This is a genomic window from Deltaproteobacteria bacterium (assembly GCA_016874755.1).
In the GTDB taxonomy this organism is placed as follows: Bacteria; Desulfobacterota; Binatia; order UBA9968; family UBA9968; genus DP-20.
Map to the genome: position 1 here is coordinate 96,592 of VGTH01000003.1, position 20,032 is coordinate 116,623.

Annotated in this window: 18 protein-coding genes; 6 read left to right on the forward strand and 12 right to left on the reverse strand. The window is 58.6% G+C overall.

Translation table 11 applies throughout. The features are described 5' to 3' along the window. Positions 1-12: 12 nt before the first annotated feature. The 3 genes from FJ145_02765 to FJ145_02775 all read right to left on the reverse strand — a co-directional run bounded on the left by FJ145_02765 (position 13) and on the right by FJ145_02775 (position 3,357). Entirely contained in the window at positions 13-966 is a 954-nt protein-coding gene (locus tag FJ145_02765) for a hypothetical protein (GenBank protein MBM4260342.1), read from the reverse strand. Positions 967-1,004: 38 nt separating this feature from the next. Next, entirely contained in the window at positions 1,005-1,967 is a 963-nt protein-coding gene (locus FJ145_02770; GenBank protein ID MBM4260343.1) for an ABC transporter substrate-binding protein, read from the reverse strand. A gap of 313 nt (positions 1,968-2,280) precedes the next feature. Then, positions 2,281-3,357, reverse strand: a complete 1,077-nt coding sequence (locus FJ145_02775; GenBank protein ID MBM4260344.1) for an amidohydrolase — start codon at positions 3,355-3,357, stop codon at positions 2,281-2,283. 176 nt (positions 3,358-3,533) lie between these two features. Between FJ145_02775 and FJ145_02780 the strand changes: the two genes are divergently transcribed. The 6 genes from FJ145_02780 (at position 3,534) to FJ145_02805 (ending at position 11,070) form a co-directional block, all read left to right on the forward strand. Continuing rightward, positions 3,534-4,928, forward strand: coding sequence for a hypothetical protein (locus FJ145_02780; protein MBM4260345.1), 1,395 nt, complete (start codon positions 3,534-3,536; stop codon positions 4,926-4,928). Between the two features lie 298 nt (positions 4,929-5,226). Next, positions 5,227-6,630: an MmgE/PrpD family protein gene (locus tag FJ145_02785; protein ID MBM4260346.1), complete on the forward strand. Its 1,404-nt coding sequence runs from the start codon at positions 5,227-5,229 to the stop codon at positions 6,628-6,630. A 281-nt stretch (positions 6,631-6,911) separates the two neighbouring features. Next, positions 6,912-7,985 (forward strand): hypothetical protein, encoded by a 1,074-nt coding sequence (locus FJ145_02790; protein MBM4260347.1) that lies wholly within the window; start codon positions 6,912-6,914, stop codon positions 7,983-7,985. A 2-nt stretch (positions 7,986-7,987) separates the two neighbouring features. Continuing rightward, positions 7,988-8,968 carry an ABC transporter substrate-binding protein gene (locus FJ145_02795; GenBank protein ID MBM4260348.1) on the forward strand — a complete coding sequence of 327 codons (981 nt, stop codon included), beginning with the start codon at positions 7,988-7,990 and terminating at the stop codon, positions 8,966-8,968. A 79-nt stretch (positions 8,969-9,047) separates the two neighbouring features. Then, on the forward strand, positions 9,048-10,142 hold the full coding sequence (locus FJ145_02800) for an ornithine cyclodeaminase family protein (GenBank protein ID MBM4260349.1): 1,095 nt from the start codon (positions 9,048-9,050) through the stop codon (positions 10,140-10,142). Positions 10,143-10,308: 166 nt separating this feature from the next. Further along, positions 10,309-11,070, forward strand: a complete 762-nt coding sequence (locus tag FJ145_02805; GenBank protein MBM4260350.1) for an enoyl-CoA hydratase/isomerase family protein — start codon at positions 10,309-10,311, stop codon at positions 11,068-11,070. A 113-nt stretch (positions 11,071-11,183) separates the two neighbouring features. Here the strand turns inward: FJ145_02805 and FJ145_02810 are convergent, their stop codons facing one another. The 9 genes from FJ145_02810 to FJ145_02850 all read right to left on the reverse strand — a co-directional run bounded on the left by FJ145_02810 (position 11,184) and on the right by FJ145_02850 (position 19,998). Continuing rightward, complete coding sequence (locus FJ145_02810) at positions 11,184-12,464, reverse strand: CoA transferase (protein MBM4260351.1); 1,281 nt, start codon at positions 12,462-12,464, stop codon at positions 11,184-11,186. 45 nt (positions 12,465-12,509) lie between these two features. Further along, positions 12,510-13,457 carry a phosphate/phosphite/phosphonate ABC transporter substrate-binding protein gene (locus FJ145_02815; GenBank protein MBM4260352.1) on the reverse strand — a complete coding sequence of 316 codons (948 nt, stop codon included), beginning with the start codon at positions 13,455-13,457 and terminating at the stop codon, positions 12,510-12,512. Between the two features lie 9 nt (positions 13,458-13,466). Then, positions 13,467-14,981 (reverse strand): MutL protein, encoded by a 1,515-nt coding sequence (locus FJ145_02820; protein ID MBM4260353.1) that lies wholly within the window; start codon positions 14,979-14,981, stop codon positions 13,467-13,469. A 24-nt stretch (positions 14,982-15,005) separates the two neighbouring features. Beyond that, positions 15,006-16,043: a hypothetical protein gene (locus tag FJ145_02825; GenBank protein ID MBM4260354.1), complete on the reverse strand. Its 1,038-nt coding sequence runs from the start codon at positions 16,041-16,043 to the stop codon at positions 15,006-15,008. Between the two features lie 78 nt (positions 16,044-16,121). Beyond that, positions 16,122-17,162, reverse strand: coding sequence for an ABC transporter substrate-binding protein (locus tag FJ145_02830; GenBank protein MBM4260355.1), 1,041 nt, complete (start codon positions 17,160-17,162; stop codon positions 16,122-16,124). Between the two features lie 48 nt (positions 17,163-17,210). Next, a complete protein-coding gene (locus tag FJ145_02835; protein MBM4260356.1) occupies positions 17,211-17,600 on the reverse strand; it encodes a hypothetical protein in 390 nt (129 codons plus the stop codon). A 2-nt stretch (positions 17,601-17,602) separates the two neighbouring features. Continuing rightward, on the reverse strand, positions 17,603-18,919 hold the full coding sequence (locus FJ145_02840) for an extracellular solute-binding protein (GenBank protein MBM4260357.1): 1,317 nt from the start codon (positions 18,917-18,919) through the stop codon (positions 17,603-17,605). After that, a complete protein-coding gene (locus FJ145_02845; protein ID MBM4260358.1) occupies positions 18,835-19,092 on the reverse strand; it encodes a hypothetical protein in 258 nt (85 codons plus the stop codon). Before FJ145_02845 ends, FJ145_02840 begins: the two co-directional genes overlap by 85 nt. A gap of 45 nt (positions 19,093-19,137) precedes the next feature. Beyond that, on the reverse strand, positions 19,138-19,998 hold the full coding sequence (locus FJ145_02850; protein MBM4260359.1) for an enoyl-CoA hydratase/isomerase family protein: 861 nt from the start codon (positions 19,996-19,998) through the stop codon (positions 19,138-19,140). Positions 19,999-20,032: the final 34 nt, after the last annotated feature.

A 20,032-nucleotide genomic window follows, 5' to 3' on the forward strand; every position in this document is an offset into this window, starting at 1 on the left:
ACTAGCTTCTACTTATCGTTTGGCAATCTCATCGAGCAGCGAGAAATCATAGATCTGGTCCATCTTGGGCGGTTCTTTCAGCCCCATGTCGCGCTGCGTCAGCTCGAAATCAAGTTTGTTGGCGGCTGCCGAAGGTTTGCCGTCGACGGCCCATGACTTGGACACGTTGTCATACAACCAGCCCGCTTCTTCGCTGTTTAGCGCAAACTGTTTCATGTAGACTGGCATCACTTTGTCTCTTTGAGTGGCCGCAATGCGCAGCCCTTCCAAAGCGGCTTGCACCGCCGAACGCATGACATCGCGCTTGTTTTGCAAACTGGCGATGGCGGTGCCCAATCCGCCCGACGATAATTCAATGTCATCGGACGCGCGCGCCAGCACGCGGAACCCCTGGCGGCTAAGACGCGCAGCTTCCACCGCCGTCAGCACGGCCGCCGGAATTTGCCCGGCCAGCAGCGCCGAGGCACGGTTGGTGCCGATGTTGAGGATTGTGTAGTCATCGGGCTTGAGCCCTTTGCGCCGCAGCATTTCGATCAGCACGATATTGGCTGACGCCTGCGCGGTGTAGCCGCCAAAGGTTCTACCACGCAGCTGCTCGATGGAAGTAAACTCTTTGGCGGCAACGACACATTGGTCCGAGCGATTCATCGCCACCATCACGACCCGCACCGGCACGTTGCGCAACGCGGCTCGACCGGTGGTTCCCGCCGCGGTGTAGAAATCCAGATCACCGGTCAACAACGCCGCCAGCGCCGCGCGCGGCTCGAGCACGAGGATTTGCGGCTCGAAACCATAGCTCTCAAAAATGCCCAGGCTCCTTGCGAGGTAAACCGGCGAGGAGCTGACCGAATGACTGGGCAAGGCAATCCGCAGCGGCCGCAGCTTGGCCTTTGGCTGCGCATCGCCCGACGAAACCTGGATGATCAGGAAAGCCACCGCTCCCAGGAAAAACATCAGAGCTTTCATTGTGCGCTCCTAACGCGATAACCGCAGATTTCGGCGCCTTATTTCCTGCCGATTTCATCCAACAGCGAAAAATCGTAGGTCTGCTCCGGCCGCGGCAATTCCTTCAAACCCATGTCGCGGGCCGACAACTCGGCGTCGAGTTTCAGCGAACCCGGCGTCGGCCGGCCGTCCAATGCCCAGCCCGGCTTGATCGCGTCGTAGACGAAGTTAGCCTCGTCTTGCGTCAAAGACAATTGCTTCATCAGCACACCTGTCGTCTTGTCTTTTTGATTGACGACCACGCGAATCGCGTCGAGCACGGCTTGCACGCCGGGACGCAAGAACTCGCGCTTACTTTGGATCGAGGCGATGCCCATGCCCAGGCCGCTCTGCGGCATTTCCAATTCGTCGGCGGCGCGCGCCAAAACATGAAAGCCCTGCTTCACCAGTTTGACCGTTTCCACGCTATTGACCAGCGCCACCGGCACGTTGCCGCTCATCAGCGCCGCCGCGCGCGCGGTGCCCGAGTTGATGATTTTGTAATCTTCGTTGCGCAGCCCCTTGCGCCGCAGCATCTCGGCGAGAATCACGTTCACCGTGCCCTGGGGCGTGTAGCCGCCGACGAATTTGCCTTTGATCTGTTCAATGGATTGAATCTCTTTGTTGGCCACCAGCATGAAATCCGAACGGTTGAGCGCCACCAAGCCGACCCGCACCGGCACGCCGCGCAGCGCCGCCCGCGCCGTCGAGCCGATGGCAGTGTAAAAATCCAACTCGCCCGCCAAAAGCGCCGCGATGCCGGCGCGCGGTTCGAGCACGAGCACGCGGGCGTCGTAGCCATAGTGTTCGAAGATGCCGAGATGCTTGGCGACATAGATCGCCGTCATGCTGACCGAATTGTTCGCCAGCGCGATGTGAAGCGGCCGAAGCTTGGGCTTCTGCTGTGCCATCGCCGCAGCGGTCCCGATGAGAAAGCCAGCGGCGATGGTGAGAGCTATGAGTTTCGTCCGTGACATGAGCATCTCCTAGACTAGCAGGTTGCTAAAAAAAAACTCTTCGGAGCCCTTCGACTAAGCTCAGGGCGAACGGATCGGAGCTTGAGATCGTTGCGAACAACCCGTTCATGCTGAGCCTGCCGAAGCATTCTTACGAGTTTTTCACCAGCCGCTAGCGCAGGCCAGCATCCGGCACGCGCTATTTCTTATACAGCCTGTCGAAGTAACCGCTATCGGCGAGCATGTTGAAGCCGCGCATCTGCGCCTGGTACATGGCCGGCGGCGCCAGCACGGTGGCTTGCACGCGCTTGGTTTCCATCGCCGCCAACCGTTCGGTCAATCAGTGTATGCCGTAAAACCGCGCCGGATTGTCGTCGAGAATTTTCTTGGCCAGCTCTGGCCGCACCTTGCCATTTTTCTCCAAGGTGCGCAGCGCGTCGATCTCCACCGACATGTCGACATGGCCGTAGTCGGTGCCGGTCATCAAGACGTTTTCAGTCGAGTACTGGGCGATGTATTCGATGTCGTCGGTGCTGCTGTAGCAGGAGACGTAGAGACGATAGGTCTCGAAAAAATTATCCGGCAGCTTGCGCCCTTCGGCGCGCCGCTTGATGTCTTTGAAGACCCAGGGAATCCACTGCGCCGACGCTTCGATGAAGCCGAAGCGCAGCTTGGGGAACAGTTCGGGGAGCTTGCTCGTGATCACCGCGTGGCAGGCGCCGGCCGTGTTGGTCGACATGCTCCAAAAACCGGCGCCGTAGCCAACCCGCTGCCGCGTCGTGTCGGTGATATCGGGGTTGGCATTGCCGATATGCATGCCCACCGCCAGATCGAGCTTGGTCATCGCTTCGTAGAGCGGATAGAAATAGGGGTCTTGAATCAGGCGGTCGCCCTCGAAGGGCCGCATCAGCACCGCCACCGCGCCGTTCTCTTTGCACCAGGGCAGCATGTCGATGGCGTCTTGCAGGCTCAGCAGCGGCGGCACGCAAACCCAGCGCAGCCGGCCGTTGCCCTGCTTCCAAACATCCGCCATCCAGCGGTTGTAGGCTTTGCAGATCGGCACTTCGAACTCCGGCTTGTCGGTCACCTGCTGGATGAAAATCGTCGGGTACATCACCTGAATGTCGATGCCCATCTCGTCCATGTGACGGATGCGCGCCTGAACGTCTTCGAGATGCTGCGCCTCCGGCGGCACGACCATATCGCGGCCGCTGGCCGCGGCCAGCGCCTGGAAATCTTTGGGCTTGATCACGTGGCGCACATGGCCGCGGATCTTACCGTCGATCAGCCAGAACTGCCGGTCGGCGCCCGCGCCAGGATCGACCAGCACCGGCATGAACTTGCGCTCCGACGGGTCGCAATATTCCCAGGTCCGCGGTCCTTCCATTACATGGGCATCGCCGTCAATCGTGGCCATCGCAAAAACCTCCTCTAAATCGACCGGATAACAAGAATGAACTGATCTTTTCGTTGACAGGGGTCTAACATTGCACTAGAGAAGTTGTCAACGAGATATCGCGCTGCCTTAAGCCCGATTGGCCTGAATCAACAAGCTCATTGCCATCAAAATGAGCCAGCGAAAGGAACCCGCCCATGGAAGCAGTCGCCGAAGCGTTGAACGCCCGCAAGATCGACGAGATCGAGAACTACTTCCGCGGCTATAGCCACCTGCCGCGCGAGATCATTTTGAAGCACGATCTTTTGCGCGTCGGCCACTGGTTCACCGACGCCGCGTTGGAGTTGGCGTCCCAAGCGCTAGTGAAGTCCTACCGTTTGTTTTCCTACGACCTGATGGCGATGAAGGACATGAAGCGCAAGGAGCATCGCAAGACACCGGAGTGGTTTACCATTCGCGGCGGTATGTACGGGCTGCGCCCGGTCAGCATTCAGACGACCCTCGATGCCAGCTCGCCCTACGTCATCGACATCATCGACGGTCAGCCCAAGCTGCTCTTGAACGGCAAAGAACTCTGCTCGGTGTCGTTTCCCAAACCGCTCAAATATTACACGCGCAAATTCGACGACGGCACCGCCTATCACGAGATCATCGCCTTCGGCTACTTCGTCACGGTCTTTCGCAACTGCCAATATTGGGGCCCGGACGAAGAGTGCCGCTTCTGCGATATCAACATCAACGCGCGCCAGATGAAGGAGTCGCACGACTTTACTTTCAACGCGCCGGTGAAACCGGTGAAGTATATGGAAGAAGTGGCGCGCTCGATCCAAGAGGACGCGACGGACGAGGTCGGCTTCACCCCGCCCATCGACTTTCTCATCACTGGCGGGACGATCTTAAAAACCCTGCACGGCAAGAACGAGCTCGATTTCTATTCCGAATACGTCTCGGCGCTCAAATGGGGCGGGCCGCGCCGCTACGTCAATTTGCAAAGTAACGCCCAAGACAAAGAGACCATGAAAAAATATCGCGCCGCCGGCGTCGACTGCCATCATTCCAACATGGAGGTCTGGGAAAAACGCTTATTCGAATGGATTAATCCGGGTAAAAACCGCCGCGTCGGCTGGGACGGTTGGGTGAAGAGTTTGTTCGACGAAGTCGACGTTTTCGGCGAAGGCAACGTGCGGCCCAATTTCGTCGGCGGCGTCGAGATGGCCAAGCCCTACGGCTTCGAAACCGTCGACGCAGCGGTCAAGTCGACTTCGGACGGCGTCGATTACATGATGAAACATGGCGTCATCCCGCGCTTCAACCAATGGCGCCGCGAGCCGGGGTCCAACTTAGGCTCGCAGTGGGACCAGCCGCCGATCCCGCTGGAATACTACCTGAAATTAATGGGCAACTATTACGAGAGCTGGAAGAAGTACAATCTACCGATGCCGCGCCGCGAGTGCGTTCACCCAGAACGCCGCATCGGCTCCGGCCACGGCACCTATGACGACATCCTGTTGCTGAACGAACTGCCCGACTACGAACAACAATGGGACCGCGGCATGAACGAAGGGTTGAAGGGGTGCGTGACTAGGAATTAGCGAATTGAACATGTTCCAATCGAAAGGTCTAGCCCGAACTATTCACGGTGTGAAGTCGATCGAGGTGAAACCCTTCCGCAGCGAAGCCAACAGGGCATCGCTTTCACGCCGCGATATAAGGGCGACCGGCGGTCGCCCGCTTTTTGCGACTGGCGATGCAAGGGTCGCAGTTAAATTCAAGCAGTGGCAAACAAAACGAAAGCTTTGCGCTGATGCCTTCGCGCCTCCAGGGTTCCACCCCGATCGACAGTATCGTTGGTGTTTCAAGAGCATAAATAATTCGGTCTAGAGGTTTATCATGATCGGCACCGGCACATTGACCAAACAGATCGCGGCATATCTGGCGCGCACAGACTATTCGGCGCTCGACGCCGACGCGCTGCGCGCGACCAAAGAACATATCCTCTATACCCTGGGAACCATTCTCGCCGGTTCGAGCGCGCCGGGAGCCAAGCAAGCTCTCGCCGGCGCCAAAGCGCTGCACGGCGACAACGGCCAATCCAGCGTGCTCGTCACCGGCGACAAACTGCCCGCCGCCGGCGCGGCGTTGGTCAACGCCACCATGGGGCACAGCCGCGAGCTCGACATCAACGACGACCGCATCGCTTATAAGTCGAGTGTCACAGTCGTGCCCTCAGCCCTCGCCCTCGCTGAGAGCGTCGGCACAGTTTCCGGAAAAGACTTCATCGCCGCGGTTTGCCTTGGCGTCGATCTCGGCATTCGCCTCGGCTTGGCAACCAACCCCAAGCCGGTGCATTCGCGCGCCATCGCCTTGGGGCCGTTCGCCTCGGCGGCGGCTTGCGGCAAGATTCTCGGCTTGAATGCCGCAGCCATGCACGACGCGCTCGGCATTGCCTTTTGCCGCTCCACCACTGCCGGCAATAGCACCGTGGCGCCAAGCTTGAGCAAACGGCTCGGCGTGGGCTTTGCCTGCCAAAGCGGCGTCGTCGCCGCTCTGCTCGCCCGCGCCGGTTATCCGGCGAGCGGCGAAGTGTTGCAAGGCAGCGCGGGATTTTTCCAAAACTTCTATCAGCAGGAAGGCGACTACGACGCGCTGCTCGATCAATTGGGCAGCCGCTTTGAGATCGTCGAAGTCGGCCCCAAGCCGTTTCCTTCCTGCCGCTACACCCACTGTGCCGTGACTGCCTGCCTGGAGCTGCTGCGCAAACACAAGATCAAACCGGACGACATCAAAGAGGTCCTGGTGCAGATCGGCGAGCGCGACATGCGCTCGGTGGGCGGCTGGACCGAAGATGAGAAAAGAAAAAAGCACAAGCCCGAAGGTGTCGTCGACGCCCAGTTCAGCATTCCTTACACGGTCGCCGCGACCTTACTGAGCGGCGGGTTGTCGCTGGAGAACTTTACCGAGGCGCAGCTCCGCGACCGCGCGGTTCTCGATTTGGCGGCGCGCGTGAAAACCATTTTGACCCCGGAGTTCGACAAAGGGCCGATGGACGTCAAGCCGCAAACTGTCGGGATTGTGCTGCACGACGGCCGAGTTTTGAGCGAGAAAATCATTCATCCCAAAGGCAATCCCAAGAACCCCGTGACATCGGAAGAATTGGTCAAAGCTTTTCGCGGCATGGCGACCTATGCAGCGAAACCCTTGGGCGCGGAGAAGATTGATCGGGCCGTCGAAGTTGCGCTGCATCTGGAAGAGGCGCCGGATGTGGCGGTGTTGGCGAAATTGTTGACCTCGTGAGGGAGCCAGCCCGTCTTGCTTCCTCGCCCTCTGGAGACTGTGTCGTAATGCGCAAAATTGCCGGGTTTGTCATCCTGAGCGCAAGCGAAGGATCTGCTTTTTCGCGCTGTTGCATGGAGCAGATTCTGCGCCTTCGGCTGAGAATGACAATTGCGACACAGTCTGCTGGGAGAGGATAGAGGTGAGGGCGCGTTGTCGCACGATCCTGTCATGCTTCGAACAGCCCTCACCCTAGCCCTCTCCCAAAGGGCGAGGGAACTCGGAGATAGAGGAAGAGAACATTGCTAAAACGCGTCATCTTATTTTCCTTCGCGACCCTAGTCTTATCTGTTAATTTCGGCCACACCGCCGAGCCCTTCTACCAAGGCAAAACTCTCCGCGTCATCGTCGCCTCCGCCGCCGGCGGCGGCAGCGACATCGTCGCGCGCCTAATGATGCGCCACATGCCGCGCCACATTGCCGGGCAGCCCACCATCGTCGTCGAAAACATGCCCGGCGCCGGCGAGATCATCGGCGCCAACTTCGTCTACGGCAAAGCCAAACCGGACGGGCTCACTGTGTTATTCGCCACCGGCACGCCGATCAGCCAATTGATCGAGCTGCCCGGCATCGAGTTCGACATGACCAAGATGCCGCTCGTCGGCGGCAGCTCGGAGTCGGTCGCCGCGTTTGTGCGCAGCGACAAAACCGGCGTGAAGTCGCTGCGCGATCTATTGAATCCCAAATCGCCCATCGTCATCGGCGGCTCCGGCTACGGCTCGATCAAAGATGTCTCGATGTTGGCGGCGATGAATCTACTGGGCGTGAAGAATCCCAATTACGTCACCGGCTACGGCGGCGCCGGCCCGATCCGCCTCGCCTACGAGCGCGGCGAGGTCAACTTCACCCAGGAAACTGCCGTCGGCATTTCGCGCGCGGTGCTGCCCTGGGTGCGCGAAGGTTGGACGACGATGCTCTATCAAAACGGCTTTCTCGACAGCAGCGGCGGCATCGTCAAAGACCCGGTTTGGAAAGAGCTTGGCGTCGATGTGCCGTCCATCGCGGAAGCTTATCGCATGCTCCACGGCCGGGAGCCCTCGGGACCGGCGTGGCAGGCGGAGAAGGCGTTGATCGGCGGCTATTCGCTGACGCGCATGATCGCCGTTGCGCCAAGGACGCCCACCGCGCTCGTCGCCGACCTGCGGCAAGCGTTTCAAGCGCTGGGCAAGGATCAAACCTTTCTCACCGAGTGGAACAAAAGCCAGGGAGCGGCGCCGCGCTTAGTGCCGGGAGACGAAGCGGCAACCATCGTGGCGTCGATTCTGAAAGCGCCAAGAGAAGCGGTAAATATTCTCAAAAAACTTGCTGCGCCGTAAACATGCATAAACCATTCGCGCTGTCCCTCCTATTGTTCCTGTTCGTCGCGGCTCTGCCGCCAAGCTTCGCCGCCGACAAACTGCGCATCGGCTACGGCGCGCCGTCGGTGGCCATGTCGGTGTTGTGGATCACCAAGGAAGGCAAGCTCTTCGAGAAAAACGGCCTCGACGTCGAGGTGCTCTATCTCGAAAGCGCGCTGGTGCAGCGCGCCCTGATCGCCGGCAACATCGCCTTCGGCCAGATGACCGGGTCATTGATGTCTGCGCCCAAGCTGCAAGGCGCCGATGTGGTGATGGTTGCGGGCTTTCTCAACAAGCTCTTGTATCGTCTGATTACCCGGCCCGAGATCGGCTCGGCAGCCGATCTCAAAAACAAACGAGTCGGCGTGTCGCGCTTCGGCGCCGGCGCCGATCGCGCGACCCGCTTACTACTAGCAAGGCTCGGCTTGAATCCGGAAAAGGACCTCACGCTGATCCAAGTCGGCGGCGCGCCGACGCGCATAGCGGCCTTAATCGCCAACACCATCGACGCCACCATCGTCGAACCGCCGGACCACAAAAGAGCCCAAGACTCTGGCATGCGTTTGCTCGCCAACATGGAAGAGATGAACATCCCCTTCCAGCACACCGGCCTGGTAACGACCCGTGCCCAGTTAGCCAAATCGCCGGATATCGCGCGCAGAGTCGTAAAATCGCTGGTCGAAGGAATTCATCTTGCCCACACCCATACCGAGATTTCCAAGCAGGCGTTTCGCCGCTACATCCGCCTGCAACAGGATCGCGAACAAGAAGAAGCCGTGCAAGTGCTGCGCAGCTTCCTGCCGCGCAAGCCCTACCCGTCCATCGAAGGATTCAAAGCGGTGTTCGCCGAACTAGCGGATCAGATTCCCGCGGCCAAAACCGCCGACCCAAAAGATTTTATCGACACCAGATTTTTGGAAGAGCTCGACCGCAGCGGTTACATCGACGGGTTGTACCGTTAGCCCTGGTGTCTCCGAACTTTGCTAAGTCTTCCGCGCCTCTGCGCGAGACATTCCAAATCCGCCGATCCGGAGAAATAAAATGATCTACCTCAGCAACTCTGACATCGCCAAGCTCATCACCGCGCAAGACTGCATCGACGCACTCGACGAAACGTTCCACGCCCTGGCGCGCGGCGCTGCGGTTTCGCGGCCGCGGACCGATGTCTGGGTGCCCTGCGGCCGCGACGACGGCTACTACCGCTGGGGCAGCATGGAGGGCCCCATCGAGCCCTGGGGTGTTTTCTGCACCCGCATGAAGTCCGACATCATCACCTGGACGCCACAGGGAACCGACGAATTGCACTGCGTTGAGCCGGGCACGTTTAGTGGGTTTTTGATGCTCTTCAGCACGCGCAACGGTGAGCCGTTAGCGATGATGAACGACGGCATCTTACATCACCTGCGCGTCGCTGCCGGAGCGGCGTTGGGCGTGCGCTACTTGGCCCGCGAAGATGCCAGTGTCATTGGCCTGCTCGGCTCTGGCGGCATGGCCCACGCTTACCTGCCGGCGTTCTGCGCGGTGCGAAATATCAAGAAAGTCAAAGTCTACAGTCCGACGAAAGAACATCGAGAGGCATTCGCAGCCGCAATGACGCGGGAACTGGGCATTCCCGTCGAGCCCTATGACAGCGCCGAACCGGTGGTGCGCGGCTCCGACATTGTCACCACTTGCACCGACTCCAACAAACTCGTGGTCACCGACACTGGCTGGATCGAAAAAGGCATGCACCTGGCCAATTGCAGCTCAAAAGAATTTAGCTGGGACATCGTCAAACTTTGCGACATCGTCATTCAGGTCGGCACCGAAACTTTCGGGGCCAAGGGCGGCATGGCGGAGTCCGAGCGGCAGCACGGCTGGGCGTCGTGGGTGGTCGGCACTCCCGAGCAGCAAGCGCGCACCCCGAAGCGGTCGGTGAGCAATCTCGACTTCGTGAACTACCCAGACCTGTGCGATCTGCTGAACGACCCCTCGAAGCGGCGCGCATCACGGGAGCAAATTACCTTCTTTCACAATCTGGGATTGCTCGGTTTTCAGTTCGCCGCCGTCGCCGCGAAAGCCTACGAGAAAGCCAAGGAGAAAGGCGTGGGATTAAAAATGTCGACCGATCCGTTCCTGCAGGACATTCGCGACTGAGGAATCGGATATTTCCCGCGCAAAGAGGCAAAGCACGCAAACGTTGGGACGAACACTCGGTAATCCATTGCGGCCTTTGGGCACTTGGCGCGAGGCATTCCGAATCTCAATTGCGCCGCTCGCGGCTTTCTGTTGTAATGCGGCACTACAGTGAAGGAGTAACGCCATGAGCTATCTAAATATTCTCGCCGAACGCAAAGGCAAAGTCGCCGTCGTCACTCTCAACCGCCCCGAAAAGCTCAACGCCATGAGCTACGAGCTCGCCTGCGATCTCGACGAAGAATTAAAAGTCATCGAAGCCGACGACAACGTAGCTGTCGTAATTCTCACGGGAGCCGGCCCGCGGGCTTTTTCCGCCGGCGGCGATATTCATCAAATGATCAAGTCAACACCCGAAGAGATGGCCGCGCGCACGGACCTGCGCCGCGAGATGAACTGGCACCTGGCGACGTTTCAAAAGCCGATCATCGGCGCCATCAACGGCATCGCCTACGGCGCCGGCGCGCAATTAACCACCATGCTCGACATCCGCATCGGCTGCGAGAACACCGAGATCCAATTTCTTGCCGCAAAATATGGCCGCGCCAACTCGACCTGGTCCCTGCCGCTGGTGGTCGGCATGCCGAAAGCTAAAGAATTGCTTTACACCGGCCGCCCCGTGCGCGCCGAAGAAGCGGAGAAGATAGGCTTGCTAAATCAAGTCGTGCCGTCGGCAAAGCTCGCGGAGACCGCCTTGGAGTTGGCCAATCTGATCGCCGCCAACGACGCGCGCATGGTTCAAGGCATCAAAAAACTCGTCGACGACGACGTCGGCATGGCTTGGCGTGAGATGTTCGATGCCGAACACAACGCGCGCAAGAGCAAGTTGAAGGCAAATTCGCCGCGCGAAGGATTTAAAGCTTTTCTTGAACGGAAAGGAATTCGGTAAGACAAAGAAAAAAACATTCACCACGAAGGCACCACGATCAAGAAGGCAAGAAAAGAAATTTCAATTCTCTCTCCGACCTGCGTGGACTTCGTGTCTTCGTGGTGGGTAAACTCCTAAACGATGCCTGCTTGCGTGAGATCTTTCAGCTTTTCTTTCGACATCCCCAACTCACCGCAGTAAATCGCCTCATTATCTTCACCGAGCTTCCGCCCGAGGAAATCCACCGAACCCGGGGTGCCGGACATTTTCGGCACGACGTTTTGCACGATCGCTTCACCGAGATCGGGGTCGGGCACGCGCACCATCGCTTCGCGGGCGCGGTATTGGAGATCACGGAAGGCGTCTTCCATGTCGAAAACGGCCGAGTAGGCGACGCCGAACTTGTCGAAGTGTTCGATTACTTCGTCGCGGGTTTTCTGTTCGATCCAGGCGCCGACCAGACCGTTGCACTCGATGGAATTTTCCACGCGCGCGGGGTTGTCGATGAATTTCGGGTTGGTGATCAAGTCTTTGCGGCCGATCGCTTCCGCCAGCCGCTCCCAGACGTTCTGGGTGCTCGCCGCCAGCGTGAGGTATTTGCCGTCCTTGGTTTTGAACATGGAGCTGGGCGCGACGTAGGCGACCCGGTTGCCGGTGCGCATGTGGACGGTTTTCATCTGATCGTATTGGATCGGGTCGAAGTCCAAGAAACGAAACACCGCTTCGTAAAGCGCCAGGTCGATCACCTGCCCTTCGCCGCCGCGGGCGTCGCGGTGATAAAGCGCCATCATCACCGAGAGGGAACCGAAAATGCCGGCGATCAAGTCGCCCAAGGGATAGCCCGGCGACATCGGCGGACCGTCGGGCTCGCCGATTAGATTAGTCAAGCCGCTCATCGCTTCAGCAACCCGGCCGAAGCCGGCGCGGTTCTTATAGGGCCCAGTTTGGCCGAAGCCGGAGATGCGCAGGAAGATTATTTTCGGGACAATGGCTCGCAGTGCGTCGTAGCCAATGCCCCATTTCTCAAAAGTACCCGGGCGGTAATTCTCAACAACGACGTCCTGCCCTTTGACCAGCTCTTTGAAGATCGCCGCCCCTTCGGGCTTGCCCAAATCGAGCGTAATACAGCGTTTGTTGCGCGCCACCGATTTCCACCACAGGGGGATGCCGTTCATAATCGGCTCGAGCTTGCGCTGGCCGTCGCCATATTTAGGGTGCTCGATCTTAATCACCTCGGCGCCGAAATCGGCCAACAGGACGGTTGCAAACGGCGCTGCCACCATGTTGCCGGCGTCGATCACACGCACACCCTGGAGCGGCTTATGTTCGCTCTTTTTGGTTAGCGGAAAGTCGTAGTGTTCTTTAATGTAGTCGGCCATCAGGGATCGATTCCTATCTTCCAGTGGGTTCTCCATATTACCGAAAAACCCACGGAAATAAACCAAGCCGCACAAAAGGTGCTACTTGGGGCCGGGCGTGAAAAAGGTGTCCAGCAAACGTCGTTTGAGCGCCGCTTCACCGCCAGGCAGGCGATCAAACTTGGTGGTGCGGTCGATTCTGGCGAGGATGCGCCGGCCAGCATCTTCGTCGGCCATGCCGAGGAGTATCTCTTCGATACGGTTTGCTAGTTTCACATCGAGATCGGCGCGCACCGACACCAGATGGCGCGGCAGCCTTTCGGTCTGCGCCAGCACGACGAGCTCTGCCTTCACCGCGTCGCTCAAGCCGGCGTAGTCATCGTCGCTGAAAGCACCAGCCTGCGCTTCTCCACGGCGCACCAGGTCGACCAGTTTGTCTTGGGCATAAGCGAAGACATAGCCGACCACTGCAGGCGCGCCGTTCGGATCGTAACCGCGTTTTTCCACGAGCTTGAAACCCTGCTTTTGCAAAAACAGTTTCGGCAACAAATAGCCCGAGGTGGAACCGGAGTCTTCAAAAACAATGGTCTTGCCACGCAGGTCGTCAAGTCTTTTGATCGGCCCATTGCGATGCGCGAAGATCAAGCTCTGATATTCCGCTTGGCCGCTTTTGTGCCGGCGCAGAACGGTCTTGCCGACGTTGTGCACATAATTGATCGTGTAAGTCGGATAGACGCTTTCGAGATAAAAGTCGACGCGCCGTTGTTCCAATAGTTTGGCGAGCCCAAAGGGAGTCGGCGCGACCGTCACCCTGCCACGGCTGTTTCCCGCTTCGGGATAGAGGCGTTTCGCGACGTGGGCGACGAACTCAGCGAAGTGTTCCTTAATTTCCGACTGATTGATCTCCGAGACCATCCCAAGCACCAGCCGGCGCGAATCAGGCGAGCTCGTGGCTTGCCCCGTCCAAAGCGAGCTGGCCAAAACGACGGCCAACCCAACGCCTAGGCAGGCGCGACGGAGACATTTCAACATCAACCGCAATGGGCTCATCGGTGAACCTCAACTAGACTTGATCGGCGTAATGTAGCGCTTGAACAAAGGTAAAGCCACATCGGGCCGGCTTTCCGACAACAGCCCCACGGCATAGAGGAGGTACGATGCGTCGAGATAGGCCGCAGGATTTCGCGGTTGCAGGGTCTGCACCCGATCGTCCGCCTGCTCGCGCGGCGACAAGATATACGCCGCGTTGGGATTGTGCACGAAAATACCGCCGATGCCGATGAGTGTGCGCGTTTCACGCAAATCTTTACCGTAGTGCACCCACGCTTCACCTTCGCGCGCGACGATGCGCTCGCGCCGCCCGACGTGGCGCGCAATCGCCAGCGCAACCGCGTTGCGCGCCAGCACCGCATCGGCAGCAGCGTGCCAATCTCGCTGCGGCACCGTGGCCGTCTTGCGGCCGATCTGCTCGATATAAGAGCTTAACGCACTGCTATCGATCCGAAGCTTAAAATTTGCCCGCAGCTCGTCGCTCAACTTCTCCAAACCGATGCGCTCGACAATAGTCGCGGCATTGAACCGAATGCCCAGATCGCCTTCCACCGTGCGTTTGGCATAGGGCTCGGCCAATCCTTGCACGATCGCGCTCTCGCCGCCCGGCAAACCGTAGCCAATCGAGTGGACGTCGGTCGTCGCGCCGCCGACGTCGACCACCAACATGTCACCCCAGCCGGGTTCGACGCCTGTGCCGTCGGCGCCCAGGCGCACGCCGCGTAAGACCGCCATCGGTGTCGGCAGCACCACCGGAACCGTCCCCGCTAAAGCATCGAGTCCCTTGGCATGGGTGATGCGCTCCATGAACAGCTTGCGAATCTCTTCGCGTGCCCCTTCCACGGCCACTGTGCTCGTTCGCGGCATGACGTTTTCAGCGAGGCGCACTTCCTTGCCGCGCCCTTGCAGCAGGGCAGCCACGGCTGCCGACGCGGCACGATTGCCGGCCACTACGATCGGCACGGCCAATCGCATCGCCGCCGCCAGCATGCCGGCGTTGTGCAAGATCGTCGCCTCGTCGCCACCGTCGGTGCCGCCGGTGAGTAAAATCATATCGGGCGCGAGGGCTTCGACTTCGCGCAGCTTCGCATCGGACAATTTGAACGCCGTCGAACCGATGAGCTTGGCGCCGGCGCCCAACGCCGCTTGATTCGCCGCTTCCACCGTCAGGCCGGGAACATTACCGACCACGACGATTTTCAAGCCGCCGGCAGCGCTGCTCGAGGCCAGCACCGTGGCATTTTCGAGGATCGTCAAATCGCGCGGCGCGCTGGCAAAAATGCCATGGCGTTCGTGCAGAGAGCACAGAGCCTGCAACAAACCGTCGCGCACGTCGGTCAAAACCGATGACGGCGCTTGGCTGCGGCCGATGACTTCGGCGCGATCGAGGTCGACGGCGATGACTTTGGTGTAGGTGCTGCCGAAGTCGATGAGAATGGCTAGAGAATTCAAAATAAAAAAATTAGAAATTAAAAAAACCGCCCCATCACGCGCAGCAACCGTCGCTGACAGCGATCCGCAGATTGTTTAATTTTGAACTTTCAATTTTTAATTGGTTGACGTGATTTTCTTATAGAGCTCCATCAAGCGCTTGTCGCGAATCGTCGCTTCGACGTCGCGATTCATCTCCTCGCCGCGGATCAGGCCGATTTCCAAGCCCAGCTTGTCGGCTTCTTTTTGGAATTGTTCGTCTTTGGTCATCGCCGCGAAGGCATCGCGCATTTGCTTCAAGCGATCGGCCGGCATGCCGGGCGGCAACACGATCGAGCGCGCCAGGTTTTGCGCCGCGTGCAGCGCGCCGAGCAAACTCTTGCTGCCCACCGGCGCCAGCTCTTCGATACTGGGCACATCGGGCAGCCGTTTGTCGCGCGCCTTGCTCGACGTGACCAGCAGTTTGACAAAGCCCGACTTGACCCAGTCGCGCTTCGTCACCAGCAAAGATCCCGTCCCTTGGGCGCGGCCATCGAGCGCGCCGCGCTCGATCTCCAACAGAATTTGCGGCGTGCCGGGATAGCCGGGTATGACCTGAAATTCCAAGCCGAGAATTTGCCCGATCACCTTGGGCACCACGTTGCTAGTGTGATCGATCGCCTGCGCGCCGAGCTTGGGCAGTTTGCCTTCCTTGTTGGCTTTGCGAATCGCGTCCAGCGAAGTGAAAGGCCCCGCCGAGCGCATGTAGAGCATCTGCGCGTCGTCGAATGCCTGGCCCAGCCATTGGAACTTCTGCAGCTCGAACTTGATCGCCTCGTTGCCCACCGCGGTGGCAAACAGCGCGCCGGTGTTGAGCGTGCTCATGGTCAAACCGTCGGGCTTCTTCAAATTGTAAAGCTCGTTGATCGCGATCAAACCGCCGGCGCCGGGTTTGTTGATGATATCAATGCGCGGTTTGCCCGGCAGGTAGCGCTCCAAATGGCGCGCGATCAGCCGCGCCGTGATGTCCGTCCCGCCGCCGGCCGACGAACCGACCAGCAAAGAAATCGTCTTGCCCTCAAAACAGTTCTTGTTGGCTTGAGCAAAAAGCGGATTGCTAGCACGCAACAATAACGCGACGGCAAAAACACAGACCACGATCGCGGGATAACGCATACGCAACGTCTTTACCTCCGACGGTTTGAACCGTTTGAACCGTTCGAACCGCTTGAACGGTTAGAACCAGGCGAAGCCCTAATATCCCCAGCGCGCTTCGGCTTTCTTCAAGCGCTGAAACTCATCATCTAACTCCTTGCGTCCGCGCAGCTCTTTGAACGCTTCGTCAACCAGATCCTGGGCCACCACTTCCGAGATCTTTGGCACGTTGTAGTTCAACTCACCCAGACGCTCTTCTTCTTTGAGCATGTCTTCGAAACCGGTGGCCCGGCCATCGAGCGGAAAGGGCATCGCTTCGAGATCACGCACGGAGCGCGCTTTGTGAATGATGCGTTCTTCCGGGTCGGGGCTGGTGAGGCGAATGCGCTTTTCCAAGTTGGTGATGTACTCGTAGTTCTTCGGCATATCGCGGACAAACCAATAGGAGCGCACCAACCCGCGCAGAAAAGCTTTCACCATGTCGGGCTTTTCTTCCAGGATGCGCCCCGTGGCAGCAACAATCCGCTCGGGGCGGCCGTCGGGATATTGATCGGCCGGCGAAACCAGCGCATTGCAGCCTTCCGCAAGCAAATCTTCGGCATACCAGGGCGGCACCGGCGCGCACTCGACGCGGCCTGAGCGTATCGCGTCTTTGTGCAGCTGCGAATTGACGCCGATGCGCACCCATTCGACGTCTTTTTCGAGATCGAGGCCGGCCTTCTTGAGTTGAATCTGGATTGCCCAATGGCGAATGCTGTTAAAATCGCTGATGCCGACACGTTTTCCTTTCAAGTCTTGCAGCGACTTGATATGCGGCGGCCCGACCCAAACGTTGGTGTGCTGGTTGCGCCAACCGGCGATAATGTAAAGATCGGCGCCCCGCGCGCGCTGATAAAAAACCGTGCGCGACTGCACGTCCAGTGCAATGTCCACCGATTTTTCTTTCATGGCTTGCGAGATGCCGAGCTTTTCTAAACCAAAGGGCACCATCGAGTCGGTGAGCAGCTCATAGGACAGGCCGCCGTCGGCGGTCTTGAGGCCCTCGTCGTAAAAAAAGTTCATCTCATGGGCCGCCCGCACCGGTACCTGGTGCAGCATGTGATAACAGGTCGGCGCGATTCGGAGTTTTCCATCGAGCATAGATTTTTCCTGCCTAAGAAAGTGAGATCAGCTGGTTGTAGGCACCCATTACAGCAATAGCAACAGCGCCAGAGCGGCCAGCAGCGCACCGATGACGCTCAACGGGATAAAAGCCGAACTGCCGTGCCGCTGCGCGGCGGGCAGGATTGCAACAGTGTCGGGTTGGGCAGGGTTTGCTCCGTTCGCTGGGCTCGGCGACGCGTCCTTAGACTGTAGACATTGCAGCGCTCGCTGCACATCTCGGCTTTCGACCTGAACTTTGACGGCGCCAAGCTGCCGGCGCGCCGACTGGCGAGTAGCGAAGCTTTTTTCCTCGACGAGAACACTTTCGATGCCCGCGGCGCTTAATTTATCGGCGATGGCCGCCGCCTCTTTGCGCGAGCGCACGGTGGCAATTGAGATTTTCCGCAGCTCCGGTTGTGCTTTGGTGCTCGCCACGATTACTTGCCGAAATAGTTGCGAAAATCGTCGAGATGTTTCTTATAGCTCACCTGCAGCTCCTCCATCGGCAGCGGCAGGACCTTCTCGGCGTTGATTTCTTTGAGCGCCGGGTCGAGCGTCGCCACGTTGCTCCGCCCGGGCAAGCGCTGTTCCTTGGCCAAGAGCTCCGCCACTGGTTCAGACAACATGTAATCGATCAACAGCTTGGCCGAATTGGGATGCGGCGCTTGCTTGGCCAGCTGCACAGTGGCCGGCTGCACAACGAGCGGATCGGGATTTTTAATCCAGTCCACCGGCGCGCCCTTTTTCTTGAACATCTCGGCAACGTGGCCCCGGCCAATGTAGACGGAAAACTCGCCGGCCGCCAAGAGCGCGTTGCCGCGCCCGGAAGACTCCAGGCGAAAGTCTTGTTTCGATAGAGCTTGCAAGTATTGCCTGCCCTTCTCTTGACCGAAGCGCTTCAAGATACCCGCCAGCCAGGTAACTTGCTCGTGTTCGATTGCCATCTTTCCCTTGTAGCGCGGGTGCAGCAAATCCTGCCATTCCTTGGGCCGCTCGTTGGGCGCCAGCATCTTGGTGTTATAGACGATGGTCATCGGATTGTAATAGAGCGTCGTCCACATGCCTTTCGGGTCTTTAAACGCGGGCGCAAAATTCTTCGCTTCCGGGGAGAGATACGGACCGGCAACCCCCTGTTCAATCAGCACCTGCGTGTGAAACGCACCGCCAAAGTTAAGCACGTCCACCAGATATTTCTTGGCGCGGTATTCGGTCGCCAGCCGCTGCATCATCTTGTCGCTGTCGGCCTTGTACTGCTTGACCTTCAGAAACGGATACTTCGCCTCGAACATCTTCCAAATCTGCTGCGCCGTGTCGGTGCGCAGGGTGACGTAGGCTTCGATCTCGCCGCCCTCTTTTTTGGCGGCCTCGATAATTTTCGGATCGCTGGTTTGCGCGCCGACGAGGCCGTCCCATCCCAGTGAGAATAACAATACAGCTAGAATAGTCACGCGCCGGAAATAACTATTTAACATCAGAGACCTCTCCTTCGTGCGTTGTAAGAATAACCAAAAACCGACAACTTTTTTTCGTGCATTTCGTGTTTTTTGTGGTCCATCCCCTTCTCCGACCTTCGTGCCCTTCGCGGTGAAAGTTTCTTCTCCGAATTTTGCGTCCTTTGCGTTCTTTGCGCTTGAATCTTCTTCTCCGACTCGGACGCGCTGCGACAGACTCAATACAAGTTCATCGTCTTGCGCCACGCTTGCTGATAGTGCTGCAGCTTTTCCAGATAAACCGGCCAATCGATCTCGCCGCATTTCAACTTGCGCGGCCGCTGGTTGGCGAGCACCACGCCGGCGCGGCCGACGCTGACGCCGACCTCATTAGCATAATAATCCTGAACTTCTTTGGAGAGAATATGGTCGATCCATAATTTGCCGGCGTTGGGATGGGGCGCGCGGCGCGCTAACGTGATCAACAATCTCGCCACGGGACGCGCGCTCCTATTCCGAAATTTTCCACTATCCATTTTCAATTATCCATTATTTTTGAACGGCGCATCGCGCGCCGTGAAAAATGCTTTTAGTCCGCCCTGCTTCTTGGCCTCTTCCAAGCGCCGGCCAAACTCTTCTTCATTGGACAACTCGGCCATCGCAGTCAGCTCGGCGTTGAGATTCCACGCCTTCATCAAACCCATCATCTCCAAACCGAGCGTCGCTTTTTGCAAGTTGATCTTGACCGTTTCCGGCGGCACCAGCGCGATACGTTTGACGATGGCGAAAGTTTCCTCCAGCAGCTTATCTTTGGCCACGACCTTATGCACCAACCGAATGCGCAGCGCCTCTTGAGCGTCGACTGAGTCGCCGGTCAGCGCATAGCGCAGCGCATTCTTGAATCCAGCCAGATGCACCCACATGAAATCGGTGCCCGCTCCATGGCGCACTTGCGGCTGGCCAAACAGCGCATCGTCGGCCGCGATTACCATGTGGCAAGTCAAAGCGAGCCAAGATGCGGCGCCGAGACAATAGCCGCTCACCGCGGCGATGATTGGCTTGGGAAACTCCCAGCGATAAAGCTGGCGCACGATCTGATCGCGCCGCGCCGCATCGCGCCGGCGATCGTACTCGTCCGCCAGCGCCGTGTTCTCCGGAATCCCATAGGGCCAAGCAATGTCACGCTTGGTAATCTCACTGATATCCTCACCGGCAGAAAACACTCCGGCCGCACCGGTCAAAACCACCGCGCGAATCTCCGGATCCACCCGTGCCGCTGCCAACGCCGCATCCAACTCATCGCGCAAAGCGTCATTCATCGCGTTGAGCACACCCGGCCGATTGAGCGTAATGAGCACGCCGTTGTCGCGCTTTTCGTAGAGCAAATTCTTAAAAATGGGCATTCCGGCGCCTATCTCCTACTCGTGCCTCAAACGC